Annotated in this window: 10 protein-coding genes; 3 read left to right on the top strand and 7 right to left on the bottom strand. The window is 71.2% G+C overall.

Annotated elements, in window-relative coordinates; translation table 11 throughout:
• Positions 1 to 110: 110 nt before the first annotated feature.
• Positions 111 to 866 (bottom strand): TrmH family RNA methyltransferase, encoded by a 756-nt coding sequence (locus tag OERS_RS00845; protein ID WP_083201116.1) that lies wholly within the window; start codon positions 864 to 866, stop codon positions 111 to 113.
• 118 nt (positions 867 to 984) lie between these two features.
• Here OERS_RS00845 and OERS_RS00840 point away from each other — a divergent pair, with 118 nt between their 5' ends.
• Positions 985 to 1,929 carry a DedA family protein gene (locus OERS_RS00840; RefSeq protein ID WP_068623587.1) on the top strand — a complete coding sequence of 315 codons (945 nt, stop codon included), beginning with the start codon at positions 985 to 987 and terminating at the stop codon, positions 1,927 to 1,929.
• Positions 1,929 to 2,702 carry an HAD-IIA family hydrolase gene (locus OERS_RS00835; protein ID WP_056652593.1) on the top strand — a complete coding sequence of 258 codons (774 nt, stop codon included), beginning with the start codon at positions 1,929 to 1,931 and terminating at the stop codon, positions 2,700 to 2,702. Before OERS_RS00840 ends, OERS_RS00835 begins: the two co-directional genes overlap by 1 nt.
• Before the next feature lie 266 nt (positions 2,703 to 2,968).
• Here the strand turns inward: OERS_RS00835 and OERS_RS00830 are convergent, their stop codons facing one another.
• The 5 genes from OERS_RS00830 to OERS_RS00810 all read right to left on the bottom strand — a co-directional run bounded on the left by OERS_RS00830 (position 2,969) and on the right by OERS_RS00810 (position 10,874).
• Complete coding sequence (locus tag OERS_RS00830) at positions 2,969 to 7,678, bottom strand: HtaA domain-containing protein (protein ID WP_068623584.1); 4,710 nt, start codon at positions 7,676 to 7,678, stop codon at positions 2,969 to 2,971.
• 245 nt (positions 7,679 to 7,923) lie between these two features.
• Positions 7,924 to 8,520 carry a LemA family protein gene (locus OERS_RS00825; protein WP_056652604.1) on the bottom strand — a complete coding sequence of 199 codons (597 nt, stop codon included), beginning with the start codon at positions 8,518 to 8,520 and terminating at the stop codon, positions 7,924 to 7,926.
• Positions 8,521 to 8,664: 144 nt separating this feature from the next.
• Positions 8,665 to 9,399 (bottom strand): hypothetical protein, encoded by a 735-nt coding sequence (locus tag OERS_RS00820; RefSeq protein WP_068623582.1) that lies wholly within the window; start codon positions 9,397 to 9,399, stop codon positions 8,665 to 8,667.
• 61 nt (positions 9,400 to 9,460) lie between these two features.
• Positions 9,461 to 10,045, bottom strand: a complete 585-nt coding sequence (gene pyrE, locus OERS_RS00815; RefSeq protein ID WP_056652610.1) for an orotate phosphoribosyltransferase — start codon at positions 10,043 to 10,045, stop codon at positions 9,461 to 9,463.
• Positions 10,046 to 10,106: 61 nt separating this feature from the next.
• Positions 10,107 to 10,874 (bottom strand): SDR family NAD(P)-dependent oxidoreductase, encoded by a 768-nt coding sequence (locus OERS_RS00810; RefSeq protein WP_068623580.1) that lies wholly within the window; start codon positions 10,872 to 10,874, stop codon positions 10,107 to 10,109.
• Between the two features lie 125 nt (positions 10,875 to 10,999).
• Between OERS_RS00810 and OERS_RS00805 the strand changes: the two genes are divergently transcribed.
• Entirely contained in the window at positions 11,000 to 11,791 is a 792-nt protein-coding gene (locus OERS_RS00805; protein WP_068623578.1) for an exodeoxyribonuclease III, read from the top strand.
• 141 nt (positions 11,792 to 11,932) lie between these two features.
• Here the strand turns inward: OERS_RS00805 and OERS_RS00800 are convergent, their stop codons facing one another.
• Positions 11,933 to 14,389, bottom strand: coding sequence for a GH36-type glycosyl hydrolase domain-containing protein (locus OERS_RS00800; protein WP_068623576.1), 2,457 nt, complete (start codon positions 14,387 to 14,389; stop codon positions 11,933 to 11,935).
• Positions 14,390 to 14,425 lie beyond the last annotated feature (36 nt).

The following is a 14,425-nucleotide window of genomic DNA, read 5'->3' as shown; positions in this document are numbered from 1 at the left end:
CCCTGTTATCCCCATGATTTTGCCATGGATCCCTACCGGCGGTGTGGCCCGTCCCACTGGTGGACGTCCGTCACCACTGGTTGGGACGTCCCGGGGGTCGGGACGGCCTGCTACCGGTAGGCGTGCTGCACGGCCCACGCGTGCATCGCGACCGCCGCCGCGGCCCCCGCGTTGATCGACCGCGTCGACCCGAGCTGCGTGATGTGCAGGATCTCCCGGCTCGCCGCGCGCGCCTCGGCCGAGAGCCCGCTGCTCTCCTGCCCGAACAGCAGGACGCACTCGGGCGGGAGCACGAAGCCCTCGATCGGGATCGAGCCCGGGACGTTGTCGATCCCGATCACCGGGACGCCCGCGCCGTCGTGCTGCGCCGCGGCCCACGCGAGCAGGTCCTCGACCTGCGGGTGGTGGCTCACGTGCTGGTAGCGGTCGGTGACCATGGCTCCGCGGCGGTTCCAGCGCCGCCGGCCCACGATGTGCACGCCCGCCGCGTTGAACGCGTTGGCAGTGCGCACGACCGACCCGATGTTCAGGTCGTGGCCCCAGTTCTCGATCGCGACGTGCAGGCGCCGGCCCTCGGGGCGGCGCGCGTCCATGTCCGCGACGATCGCCTCGACCGTCCAGTAGCGGTAGGCGTCCACGACGTTGCGCCGGTCGCCGTGCTCGAGCAGCTCGACGTCGTAGCGCGCGTCCGTCGGCCAGTTCTCCTGTCCGCCCGGCCAGGGGCCCACGCCCACCTCGACCTGGTCCTCGCCGCGGGCGAGCGGGGGCTCGGGCGAGGGCTCGCTCGGCCGTCCGGTCGGCGCCTCTGCCCGGGGGAGCGCTGCGGGCCGGTCGTCGCGCGCGGGGCGCGCGGGGGTGTTCGTCACGGCTCCATTGTCCCCGGCGCACCACCAGGACCCGATCCCCCCACGATGTTCACGAGTGCTCGACAGGCGCTCGACACGGCCCGGGCCCGCTCCGCCGCGCGCCCACTACGCTGGTGGCGTGCTCACCGACCTGCTCCTGACCTCAGCGCTGCCCCACGCCGCCGCAGCGCTCTCTGCCGTCGACGGGGGCCAGGTCGTCGCGCTCGGGCCGGACTGGCTCGACGCGCGGACCATGATCAGCGGCTTCATCGAGCGCTTCGGTGTGTACGCGGTCTTCGGCATCGTCGCCGTGGTCTTCATCGAGACCGGGCTGCTCTTCCCGTTCCTGCCCGGCGACTCGCTGCTCTTCACCGCAGGCCTCCTGGTCGCCCAGGACGAGCTGAACCTGTCGATCTGGGTCGTGTGCGCGATGATCTTCGCGGCCGCGTTCCTCGGGGACCAGCTCGCCTACCTGATCGGCAACAAGATCGGCCCCCGCCTCTTCACGCCCGACGCGCGCGTCCTCAAGACCAAGTACATCGACCAGGCCCACGACTACTTCGAGCGCTTCGGCGGACGCACGGTCATCCTGGCGCGGTTCGTCCCCTTCCTGCGGACGTTCGCCCCGGTCGCCGCGGGCATGAGCGGCATGCGCTACCGGACGTTCGTCGCCTACAACCTGGTCGGCGCGTTCGTGTGGGGCGTCGGCGTGACGCTGCTCGGCTACTGGCTCGGCAACGTCCAGTTCGTCAACGACCACATCGAGACGATCCTCGTCCTCATCGTCGCCGTCTCGGTCGTCCCCGTGGTGATCGAGGTGCTGCGGGCCCGCCGCGAGGCGAAGAGCGCCAAGGCCCAGCTCGCCGCGGTCGGGACGGCCGCAGCTGCGGCTGACGCGACCTCGGCCGCCCCCGCCGTCCCGACCGCGGTTGCACCCGCCACCTCCACCGCGGCTGCACCCGCCGCCCCGACCGCTGGTGCGAGCGACACCCCCCTGACGACGGCCGAGGCGACCACCGCCTCGCCGACCGGGTCCGAGAAGACGCCGGACGCCGTCGAGCACACCCCTGGAGAGGACCACTGATGACGCGCGTGATCGAGAGCTGGCTCACCGACATGGACGGCGTGCTCGTCCACGAGGGCCACGCCATCCCCGGAGCTGCCGAGTTCGTGCGCGCGCTGCGCGACAAGGAACGCCCGTTCCTCATCCTGACGAACAACTCGATCTTCACGGCCCGCGACCTGCGCGCGCGCCTCGCGACCTCGGGCATCGAGGTGCCCGAGGAGTCGATCTGGACGTCCGCCCTGGCCACCGCGCAGTTCCTGAGCGACCAGGTCCCCGGCGGCAGCGCCTACGCGATCGGCGAGGCGGGCCTGACCACGGCCCTCTACGAGGCCGGCTACACGCTCACCGAGTCCGACCCCGACTACGTGGTGCTCGGCGAGACCCGCACGTACTCGTTCGAGGCGATCACCAAGGCCGTCCGCCTGATCCTGGGCGGCTCGCGCTTCATCTGCACCAACCCGGACACGACCGGCCCCTCGCAGCAGGGACCGCTGCCCGCGACGGGTGCGGTCGCCGCGATGATCACGGCCGCCACCGGACGCGAGCCGTACTTCGTGGGCAAGCCCAACCCCATGATGTTCCGGTCCGCGCTCAACCGCATCGACGCGCACTCCGAGACGACCGCGATGATCGGCGACCGCATGGACACCGACGTCGTCGCAGGCATCGAGGCCGGGCTCTACACCTACCTCGTCATGACGGGCTCGACCAAGATCCACGAGGTCGACACGTTCCCGTTCCGCCCCAGCAAGGTCGTCGACTCGATCGCGAACCTCGTCGACCTCGTCTGACCCACGCTCCCGGACAGCACGCTGCCCCGGCCCCCGACCAGCTCGGGGTACCGGGGCAGCGTGCTGCGGGGCCTCGCAGGCCTGCGATCGGCCGTGCCGAGGTAGAACCCCCACCACGGCTCCGCGGGGCGCCTGGAGCACCGCTACCGGCCCGCGTCCGAGGTCGCCGCGACCGGCCGAGGCGAGGACGACGAACGGCGGGCGGGCCGAGGCCTGGAGTGGTCCCGGCCCGCCCGCCGTTCGTGGAGCGGTCCTGCGGTGGTGCGTCAGACGGTCGCGCGTGCCCGACGGCGCCTGCTCACCGCGAGCAGGCCCGCGCCGCTGAGGAGCAGCATCACCGCGAGGGCCGTGACGTTGCCCGCCTCGGTGCCCGTGGCGGCAAGGCCCGAGAACGCGTCGCACTCGACGTCGCCCCCGATCGGGAGGCTGAACGTGACGGGGGCCAGAGCGGTCCCTGCCTCGTAGAAGCCCGCGAACGCCTTGGCGCCTGCGGCCGTCAGCGTGGCCGGCGCGCCGGTCCACGTGAGCGTGGTGCCCGAGGTCGACTTCTTGCCCGAGAGGTCGAGGCTCGCGAACGCGACGCCCTTGCTCGTGGACTTGTTGCCCTCCATGTCGCTGCTCACGACGTCGACGACGAGCGTGCCGCTGCCGCCGTCGACCTGGACCCGCGGGTTGGAGATCTGCAGGTCGAGGATGCCGCCGTGGCCGGTGAAGGCCACCGAGCCTGCGAAGGAAGCACGCCCCTTGCCGAGGTCGGTGTTGAACGATCCCTTGCCACTGCTCCACGTGGTCGTGGAGCCGTTGTCCTTGGCTCCGGTGGCCGAGACGGAACCCTTGGCGATCGGCCCCGCGATGTACGCACGGAACGTGTCGCTCACGGCCCAGGTCAGCGTGGCGCCGTTGACGCCCTGCGCGAAGCACTGCTGAGCGGCGGAACCGCTGCCCGAGGTGCTCGACCCCGTGACCGTGATGGCCGCGGACGCGGTGTGGTTCGCCCCGATGAGGAGCAGCGTGTGCTCACCCGCCGGAAGATCCTTGGGGATCGTGACGGTCGACGTGGCTGCACCACCGGCGTTGGCCGTGATGCCCGTGGCGAGCACCCGCGGGGTCGAGTGGACCTCGGTGCGCAGGCCCGACTCGTTCGCCCCGAACCCGAAGCCGCTGATCGTGACCTGGTCGCCGGGGGCGACCTGCGAGACGGAGAGGTCGGCCACGGCCGGGTCCTTCGGCGTACCCGAACCGTCGGTGTTGCCCGACCCTTCGCCCGGCGTCGTGCCCGGGTTGTCGACCGCAGCGCCGACCGTGAAGGTCACGGGGTCGAGCGCGTCGCCGGCCGTGTAGAACGAGCCGAACGCCGGGACGCCGACGGCGGTGAGGACAGCGGGGACGGCCGCGTAGGTCGTCGTACCGTTCGCGGTCGTGACCTTCGCCGCGGACAGGTCGAGCGTCGCGATCGTGACGCCTGCCTGCACGAACGAACCGCCGTCGATGTCCTTCGAGTCGACGTCGGCGACCAGGGTCGCTTGGCCACCCGTCGCGACGATGCGGGGGTTCGTGAGGCGGACGTCGAGCACCCCGCCGTGCCCGGTGAAGCGGACGGTACCGGCGTAGTCGACCGTGCCCTGACGCGCGCCCGTGTCGAACGCGCTCTTCGCGGACTGGGGGAACGTGTAGCGGTCGCTCGCGGCGCCCGTCGCTCCACCCGAGGTCTGGATGCCACCCTTCGCGATGTTCCCCGTGATGTAGCTGCGGAAGGACTCCTTGACGCCCCACTGCAGGCTCCCGGCAACGCCGGAGGTCGGCGGGGTGACGGGCTTGGCGACCACGGTGACGGTCGCCGCCGAAGACGTCGAGGTCAGGAAGGACTCGTCGTCCGTCGGCGTGAACGCGGCGGTCACCGAGTGCGAGCCCACCGCGAGGTCGTTCGCCACGAGGACAGCGACGCCGTCCTTCACCGATGCCGCACCCAGGTCCTTGGCACCGTCGAGGAAACGAACCGTCCCCTCGGCGGAGGCAGGCGTGACGGTCGCGGTGAACGTGACGTCGGTGCCCTCGACGCTGCTCCCCGACGAAGCGCGCAGCGTCGTGCTCGTCGCCTCCGCGTCCTTCCCAGGCTGCTTCACCGACAGAGCCGTGAACGTGTCGAGCGTGCGGTCCGTGGCAGACAGGCCGTGCGCCGCCGACGTCGCGACCACGTACTCCTTCGACGCGTCGAACGACCCGGCCGGAACCGTGATCGTCGTCGTGAACTTCCCGTCGACGACCTGAGCGGGCGACACCCACTGCAGACCGAGCCAACCCGACGCCACCAGAGGGCCTTCGCCCTTCCAGATCGAGGCGTCACCCAGCAGCACGTACGCGCCGTACCTGGCGCCCTCGCCCACGAAGCCGGTACCCGTCACCGTGAACACGTTCTCGACCGCGGGGTCGACGTCCGCACTCGGCGTGACCGTCACCTTCGGATCGGCGACCGGGACCACCGGCTTGCCGACGACCGTGACGGTCGCCGTCCCCGTGGCACCGAGCGTGCTCGTCACGGTGACCGTGAGCTCACCAGGGGCCTGGTCCGCCGGCACCGTCACGACGACCGAGTCGCCGCTCGCGACGAAGCTCGCCGAGGTGTCGCCCAGGAGGACGGACGAGACCTTGTCGCCGGTCGCAAGACCCGCGACGGTGAGCGACAGCTTGGCTCCCGCCGTGACCGACGGCGCACCGAGGGTGACCGTGAGCGGCGCAGGCGCCGGGGCGTTGGTGAAGCTGACCGGGACCGAGAGCTCCTGGGCGGCGTTCTTCACGCCACCAGCCGCGTAGGTGTAGACACCGAACGACCCACCCTCGATCGCCTCGAGCTCAGCGAGCGTCAACGTCGCCGTGAACGAACCGTCCTCCGCGATGTCGACCCACTGCTTGCGGATCGTCCCCTGGAAAGCCGGCGGAACCTGCTCCAGCACCGACTCCGCCAGAGCCCACGCCTGCGGCCCGACCTTGCGAGCCGACGCCGGCGCACCCGCCGACGGCTGCCACTCGTCCGCGAACGAGCCGAACACCACGTACGTGCCCTGCGGCAGGTTCGCCGGGATCGGCATCCCACGACCACCGACGTTCGCCGCCGGATCGAAACCAGACCCCTTCACCACGACCGCGTCACCCGGACGCACCAACGTGCTCTTCAACGGCGTCACACCATCGGCAGCGAAGACCTCGATCGCAGGCTCGAACACCGGGGCCGGGTCGTTGGTGAAGCTCACGGGGAACGCGAGCTCCTGAGCGGCGTTCTTCACGCCACCGGCCGCGTAGGTGTAGACCCCGAAGGAACCGCCCTCGATCGCCTCGAGCTCGGCAAGCGTCAGCGTCGCCGTGAACGAGCCGTCCTCGGCGATGTCGACCCACTGCTTGCGGATCGTCCCCTGGAAAGCCGGCGGGACCTGGTCCAGCACCGACTCCGCCAGGGCCCACGCCTGCGGCCCGACCTTGCGAGCCGTGGTCGGCGCACCGGTCGACGGCTGCCACTCGTCCGCGAACGAGCCGAACACCACGTACGTACCCTGCGGCAGGTTCGCCGGGATCGGCGCCCCACGACCACCGACGTTCGCCGCCGGATCGAAACCGGAACCCTTCACCACGATCGCGTCACCGGGACGGACCAAAGTGTCGCCCAGCGGCGTCACACCATCAGCAGCGAAGACCTCGATCGCAGGCTCGAACACCGGAGCCGTGGGCTCCTCGCCCTTGAACGTGACGGGCGTGAACGTGTCGAGCGAACGATCCGTGACCGAGAGGGCGTGCGCGGCCGACGTCGCGACCACGTACTCCTTCGTGGCGTCGAACGAGCCCGCCGGGACCGTGATCGTGGTCGTGAACGCGCCGTCGACGATCGAGCGGACGTAGACCTGCTGCAGCCAGCCCTCGGCTAGGAGCGGGCCCTCGCCCTTCCAGATCGACGACTCGCCCAGCAGGACGTAGGCACCGTTCTTCGCGCCAGCACCCACGAACCCCGTCCCCGAGATCGTGAACGTGTTCTCGACCGCGGGGTCGACGTCCGTGCTCGGCGTGACCGTCACCTTCGGGTCTGCGACCGGAGCCGGCGGGTCGACGGTCTTGGCCGTCACGGTGTGCGCGGTGGACGCGGACGTCGAGGCGACGAACGCGGCTGCGTCGGCCGGGGTGAAGCGTGCCGAGTAGGCGTGCTCCCCCACGGCCGGAGCTGTGACGTCGAGGCGAGCGGCGCCGTCGGACACAGTGGCCGTACCCAGCGAGGTGGGGCCGTCGAGGAACTCGACGCTGCCCGCCGCTGCCGGGGCGACCGTCGCGCTCAGCGCTACCGCCGTGCCCTCGACCGAGGTGCCCGCCGGGGCGACCGCGAGCGTCGTGGTCGTCGGCGCGGCCGGCGCCACGGGGAGCGGCGCGTCGAGCGTGGCGGTGAAGGTCGACATCGGCTGGCCGACGTAGTCGACGAAGTTGCCGTCGAGCGCACCGAACGCGCTGGACAGGGCCCCGTTCGCCGTGACGGTGAGCGTGTCGCCCGCGCGGGCCGTGCTCACGGCCACGTCGGCGACCTTGACGTCGTCCGCCAACCCTGCGGCCGTGGCGACGTCCGCGGTGAGGACGCCGGTCGTCGGCGAGCTGATCGCGAGACGCAGGTCCGAGACGGTGACGTCGAGGATGCCGCCGTGCGCCGAGTAGTGGGTCGATCCGCCGAAGCGCAGCGCGCCGACACCCGTCACGGGGTCGATGCTGCCGCTCGCGGGCGAGTACACGGACTTGCCGTCGGTCAGCGCGGGCGTGATGGTCCCCGCACCGCCGACGTAGCCGGTCCAGCTGTCCTTGAGGTTCCAGGTGGCGCTGCCGCCCGACACCATGACGGTGTCCGCGGCGCTGGCGGGAGTGACCCCGACGACTGCGAGACCGGCGACGAGCGCTCCGGTCAGGAGTGAGGCGAGAGCGCGACGGCGCCCTCCTCGTTGCGTGATGAGCACTCGGTCTCCCGTGATGGTTCGTGGGCCGCCCGCGATGGCGGCGTCAGGGCGACAGGTCTCTCGACCATCGCCCTGTGGACCATATAAGGCGTGCCTCACCAAAGCAAGGATTACCTTATCTCCTGTGGTCGGAGTCACACCCTCGTCTCAGACGCCCGTCGGACCGGGACGCGCCGAGGGGCGGCGCGCCCCTGGCGCACCGCCCCTCGTCCGTCCGTGCCGCACGTCGCGGCCGGTCCTCGACCTCAGCGGTCGAGGATCGGGCCGTTGCCGTTGAAGTCCAGGCGCGGCGCGTTGCGCACCGCCGGGTTGTCGACCTCGAAGTACTCGGCCCGCTGGAAGCCGAACATCTTCGCGATGACGTTCGGCGGGAACGTCTCGACCTTGGTGTTCAGCGTGCGGACGTTCGCGTTGTAGAACCGACGACCGGCCGCGATGCGGTCCTCGGTGTTCGTCAGCTCGGCCTGGAGCTGACCGAAGTTCTCGCTGGCACGGAGCTGCGGGTAGGCCTCGGCGACCGCGAACAGCCGACCGAGCGCCTGCGTCAGCTGGTTCTCCTTGGCCGCCTGGTCCGCCGGACCGGAGACCGGTCCCGCCGCTGCCGAACGCGCCGCGGCGACCTGCTCGAAGACGCCCCGCTCGTGCGCGGCGTACCCCTTCACGGTCTCCATCAGGTTCGGGATGAGGTCATGGCGCCGGTGCAGCTCGACGTCGATCTGACGCCACGACTCCTGCACCAGGTTCCGCAGCCGGACGAAGCCGTTGTACTGCGCGACCGCCCAGAAGAGGACGATCAGGACGATGACGCCGATGACGATCAAGGCGATGATGCCGCCTGACATGCTGCCCCCTTGGGCTGAGGTGTCGGACCGCCCGGCCCGGACGCCCGCGCGCCCGGGCCCGACAGGCCGAGGTGCGTGACGTCGTCGGGCGACGCGGAAGGTACGTGCATCGTAGCGGGGAGCACGGCACCCCGGACCGAGGCGTCAGGGAGCCGGCGTCCCCCACGTCGGCGCGGAGCGGGGCGGGTCTCCCTGCCGACGCGGTGGCGACGCCCCGCGGTCGAGCCAGACGTGGTCCGGGATCGCGTCGGCCACGGCCGCGAGCCGCGACATGAGGGGGAACACGTTGTCCAGGACCGTCCTGCCCCCCGTCCACCCGAGGATCGCGTCCCCCTCGATCCGCACGTTGCGTCGCGCGAAGTCCGGCTCGAGGAGACGGTGCATGAGGCGCGGGTGCAGGACCTGGTGCGCGAACCGGAGGTCGCTCGTCTCGACGCGCCAGGCCCGGTTGAAGTCCTCCGACTCGAGCTGCACGTCCTGCCCGCCGAACGCCTTGGCGAGCCTGGCCCCGAATCCCTCGGGCGTCAGCTCGAGCGCGGGCAGCACCGCCGGCAGGAACAGGGCGACCACGTGCGCCGTGTGCGTCGTCTCGCTCTTGCCACCCCCGACCGTCCAGACGTACGTGAACGACCGCGCCGGGCGGCCTGCGTACTCGCCCGCGAGGACCTCGGTCGCCTTGCGGTCGTGCCCCGCCCCGAACGGGGTCCCCCGCCAGCGCTTGGCGAGCTCGCGGTCGAGGGCCTCGTAGCGCCACCCGTGGCGCGCGGCCCACGCCTCGAACATGCGCAGCCGCGCCTTGCCGGCCCGCCAGAACACGTACATCAGACCGATCGCCACGACGTCCACGACGACGAAGACGACCCACGCCACCCAGGTCACGACGTGCCCCCTCCCGCTGCCGGCCCGCTCACGGGTCGCTCAAGACCTGCTCAGGCCCCGCTCAGGCGAGGTCGAAGTCCGTCAGACCGAAGATCGAGAAGTAGGGCACGCCCAGCGCCTCGATCTTCTCGCGTGCGCCCGTGTCGCGGTCCATGATCGTCGCGACGCCCACGACCTCGGCGCCCGCTGCCCGCGCCGCCTCGATCGCCGTGATGGGCGAGCCGCCCGTCGTCGTCGTGTCCTCGACGACGACGACGCGGCGCCCCGCGATCTCCGGCCCCTCGATCTGACGCTGCATCCCGTGGGCCTTGGCGGCCTTGCGCACCACGAACGCGTCGAGGTCCTGGCCCCGCGAGGCCGCGGCGTGCAGCAGCGCGGTCGCGATGGGGTCAGCACCGAGCGTCAGTCCGCCCACGGCGTCGACCTCCGCGGTCCCCAGCCCGGCCTCCTCGAGCTGGTCCAGCAGGACGTGCCCGACGAGCGGCGCCGCGCGGTGGTGCAGCGTGATGCGGCGCAGGTCCACGTAGTAGTCGGCTTCCTTGCCCGAGGAGAGCGTGACCTTCCCGTGCACGATCGCCAGCTCGGCGATCAGGTCGCGGAGCTGCTCGCGGGGCGTCGGGGACAGGTGCGTGGAGGTGTCGGTCATGGGGTCAAGGCTAGCGTTCCTGCGGGTCCGTCCTCCGCGCCCGACCGCGACCCGAGACCGGTCAGCGCGCCTCGAACGCCCGCACGGCCGCACGCGGTGCGACCTTGAGCAGCCCCGACGCCAGCCGGTACCGCAGCGAGGGCGTCGAGATCACGACGCCGCGGCGCACGTCCGCGAGGGCCGCCGCGACGACCCGGTCCGCGTTGAGCCACGCGACCTCGGGAAGCTGCGTGTAGTCGATCCCGGCCCGCTCGTGGAACTCGGTGTGCATGAGCCCCGGGCACAGGGCCGTGGCCGTCACGCCCGTCCCGCGCAGCTCGACCGCGAGCCCCTCGGTGAACGTCCGCACCCACGCCTTGGCGGCCGAGTAGGTCCCGCTCGCCGTGAGCGCCGCGACCGACGCGACGTTGAGGATCGCGCCGCGCCCGCGCTCGGTCATCTGGCCCGCCGCGGCGTGCGAGAGCACCAGGACCGCGCGCACCATGACGTCCAGCGCCTTGACCTCGGCGTCGACGTCCCCGCCCACGAAGCGCTGGTGCACCGCGTAGCCGGCGTTGTTGACGAGCAGGCCCACGGGCCGCTGTCCTGCCTCGTCCTCGTCGACCACGGCGAGGCGTGCTGCGACGCGCGCGACGTCGTCGGGCACCGAGAGGTCCGCCGGGAGCACCTGGACCCGCACGCCCGCGGCCGCGCGGATCTGCGCCGCGACGCGCTCGAGGCGCTCGGCGTCGCGCGCGACGAGGACCAGGTCGTGACGGGCCGTGGCCAGCTGCCACGCGAACTCGAGGCCCAGGCCGGCGCTCGCGCCGGTGATCAGTGCAGTCGCCATGGGCCCAGCCTAGGGGGCGCACGACGGGCGGGGGACCCCCGTGCCCGACGGCGCCACGCACCTCGGGCCGCCGGCTCGCCGTCAGCCCGCACCGGGCGTGGGTCGCCCCGGCTAGCCTGGGCGCCATGCGACTCGCCACCTGGAACATCAACTCGATCCGAGCCCGCGCCGAGCGGGCCGTGGCCTTCCTGGAGCGCTCGGGCACCGACGTGCTCGCGCTGCAGGAGACCAAGTGCAAGGACGCCCAGTTCCCGCACGAGGTCTTCGAGGCCGCGGGGTACGAGGTCGCGCACTTCGGGCTGAGCCAGTGGAACGGGGTCGCGATCGTGTCCCGCGTGGGGATCGAGGACGTCGAGACGGGCTTCGCGACGCAACCGCACTTCGGGGCCGAGCCGCACCTGGAGGCGCGGGCGATCGGTGCGACGTGCGGCGGCGTGCGCGTGTGGAGCCTGTACGTGCCGCACGGGCGCGCGCTCGACGACCCGCACTACCCGTACAAGCTCGAGTGGCTCGGCAACCTGCGCGAGCAGGCCGCGGGCTGGCTCGCGGCCGATCCTGCGGCGCAGGTGGCGCTGGTCGGCGACTGGAACGTCGCGCCGCTCGACACCGACGTGTGGGACCCGGCCGTGTTCGCGGGGCACACGCACACCTCCCCGCCCGAGAGGGAGGCGTTCTCAGCGTTCGCCGAGGCCGGGTACACCGAGGTCACGCGCGAGTTCTTCCCCGAGGAGCACAAGTACACCTACTGGGACTATCAGCAGCTGCGCTTCCCCAAGAACCAGGGCATGCGGATCGACTTCGCCTACCTGTCCCCCGCGCTGCGGGCCCGCGCGACGGGCGTGGAGATCGACCGCGACGAGCGCAAGGGCAAGGGCGCCTCGGACCATGTCCCGGTGATCGTGGACTTCTCGGACTGACCACCGGGCCCCCAGGCGGCCCCCGGCCGCTCCAGGCACCGAGAACCCCCGGTGCCGAAAACCCCCGGTGCCGAGAACGGGGTTGTGGTCGTTCTGAGTCTCAGAACGACCACAACCCCGTTCTCGGCAGCTGAGGGCGACTCAGCCCAGCGTCACGACGACCTTGACCTCGGAGCCCTCCGGCTGGGCCGGGATCGGCTGCGTCGGGTCGAGCTCGACGCCGTCGAGCGTCACCGACGTCACGCCCTTCGAGACGTGGTCGGGGTTGCGGACCTCGATCTCGTAGACCGCTCCGCGCCACTCGCGACGCACCTCGAAGCCGTCCCAGTCCTTGGGGATCGACGGGTCGACGACCAGACCGTCGAGAGCCAGGCGCACTCCGAGGATGTACTTGGTCGCGGCCGTGTACATCCAGCCTGCGGTGCCCGTGAGCCACGGGTTCTGCGCCTTGCCGAACCACTCGTGGTCACGGCCGTACAGGAACTGCACGTAGGCGTACGGCTCGGCCCCGCGGACCTCGATGTTGTCGTTCTGGTTGTACGGCAGGATCGCGTCGTAGAACTGCACGGCCTCGTCACCGCGGCCCAGCATGGCCTCGGCGATGATGGGCCACGCGTTCGGGTGCGAGAAGATCGCGGCGTTCTCCTTGATGCCCGGGTACACGCGCGTCACGAACCCGACCGTGTCGTCGACCTTGGTGAACGCCGGCCAGTTCAGGTGGTTGCCGTACTCCGAGCCCAGGAGCTCGCGCACCGAGTCCATCGACGCCTCGCCGCGCTCCTGGGTCGTGATGCCCGCGATGACGGGCCACGCCTGGTGCTCGAGGAAGATCTTGCCCTCGTCGTTGTCGTTCGAGCCGATCTTCACGCCGTCGCGCGTGTAGCCGCGGATCCACCAGGCGCCGTCCCAGAGCTGGGTGTCCGCGACCTTCGCGATGCGCTCGAGCTCGGCCTCGTACTTGGCGACGTCCGCTGCCGCGGCCTCGTCCCCGGCAGCGGCACGGTGCCGTGCGAGCTCCAGGAACGCCTGGATGGCCCACGCGTGCAGGAACGTGACCAGCGAGGTCTCGCCGCCGCCCAGGTTGAGGCAGTCGTTCCAGTCCGCACGCAGGCCCAGGGCCACACCGTTCTGACCGACCTGCTGGCTCGAGAAGTCGAGCGCGCGCGTGAGGTGCTCGTACACCGTGGCGGGCGTGCCCTCCGCGAACGGGATCTCCTCGTCGAGGAACTCGAGGCGGCCCGTCTCCTTGACGTACTCCACGACCGACGGCACGAGCCACAGGTGGTCGTCCGAGCACGTGTCCTCGAGCCCGTGGATGAGGTCCTTGGGGTCCGGCGTCGGGACGATCGTGGGCGACGGGACGTCAGGCAGCTTGGGTGCGTCCGGGTCGAACGCCTTCGGCTCGAACAGGTGCAGGCCGTAGCCCGCCTCCGTCTGGGCCCGCAGGAGCTCGACGATGCGCTGGTGCGTCTTGGTCGGGTTGGTGTGGATGACGCTCATGACGTCCTGGGCCGTGTCGCGGAAGCCCAGGCCGCTGCGTCCGCCGACCTCGACGAACGACGCGAAGCGCGACCACACGACACAGGTCTCCGCCTGGAGCAGCGTCCACGAGTTGATCATCGTGTTCATGCCCTCGTGGGGCGTGCGGATGCGCAGCTTGTCCTGCTTGGCCTTCCAGTAGGCGGCCAGGCGGGCACGCTCGGCGTCGACCGTCGCGACGTCCGCGTACTTGGCCTGCATCGCACGACCGGCCTCGGCGCGCGAGCCGTAGCCGAGCATGTAGACGAGGCGCTTGGTCTCGCCCGGCTGGAGCGTGATCTTGTGCTGGAGCGCACCGCAGTGGTTCTGCGTCGTCGCGCTCTCGTTCGAGCCGTACCCGCGCTCGATCGCGATCGGGTTGGCCTCGGACCGGTAGGGGCCGATGAAGTTGTCACGCAACGAGTCGTACGACGACGGCGTCTCGCTCGACGCGAAGTAGTGGAACGTCCACGGCTCGTAGTAGGCGTCGTACTCGATGATGCCGTCCTCGTGGGACGACCCCGTCGAGTAGAGCGACATCTGCAGGTTCTGGTTGTCGATCGTGATCGTGTGGAAGGAGAACTCCACGTACGACCCGACGGTCAGCTCACGGACCTCGTCGGTCGTGTTGGTCAGGCGCACGTCCCAGATCTCGACGTCGTCGTCCAGGGGGATGAAGATCGTCTGCTGGGCGTCGATGCCCTTGTACTGGGCCTCGAACGTCGAGTAGCTCAGGCCGTGGCGCGTGGTCCAGCGGCCCGCCCCGCCCGAGGGGTCCAGAGGCGCCCCGTCCTCCGCCAGCGGCTTGCCCACCGGCTGCCACGACACCGACCAGAAGTCGCCGTCGGCCTCGTCGCGCAGGTACACGTAGTGCCCCGGGCGGTCGAGCGGGACGCCGTTCTGGCGGAACCGCGAGATGCGGCCGGTCTGCGCCGACTTGTAGTACGAGTAGCCGCCGCCGTTGTGCGAGAGCACGGTGCAGAAGTCCTTGGTGCCCAGGTAGTTCGTCCACGAGACGGGGACGTCTGGGCGCTCGATGACGTACTCGTCGCGAGCGGTGTCGAAGTGGCCGTAGCGCATCGTCGGGTCGGTTCCTGTCGGTGAGGTGGGGTGGGG

Origin of the sequence: Oerskovia enterophila, from assembly GCF_001692445.1 — a bacterium.
GTDB lineage: Bacteria > Actinomycetota > Actinomycetes > Actinomycetales > Cellulomonadaceae > Oerskovia > Oerskovia enterophila.
The sequence above is the reverse complement of the archived record's forward strand: the minus strand, read 5'-3'. Positions and strand labels throughout refer to the sequence as shown.

Bases quoted from the DNA above. Each gene is read 5' to 3' on its own strand.
- OERS_RS00835 (WP_056652593.1), top strand. From the start codon at position 1,929: ATGACGCGCGTGATCGAGAGCTGGCTCACCGACATGGACGGCGTGCTC.
- OERS_RS00825 (WP_056652604.1), bottom strand. From the start codon at position 8,520: ATGTCAGGCGGCATCATCGCCTTGATCGTCATCGGCGTCATCGTCCTG.
- pyrE (WP_056652610.1), bottom strand. From the start codon at position 10,045: ATGACCGACACCTCCACGCACCTGTCCCCGACGCCCCGCGAGCAGCTC.
- OERS_RS00810 (WP_068623580.1), bottom strand. From the start codon at position 10,874: ATGGCGACTGCACTGATCACCGGCGCGAGCGCCGGCCTGGGCCTCGAG.
- OERS_RS00805 (WP_068623578.1), top strand. From the start codon at position 11,000: ATGCGACTCGCCACCTGGAACATCAACTCGATCCGAGCCCGCGCCGAG.
- OERS_RS00800 (WP_068623576.1), bottom strand. From the start codon at position 14,389: ATGCGCTACGGCCACTTCGACACCGCTCGCGACGAGTACGTCATCGAG.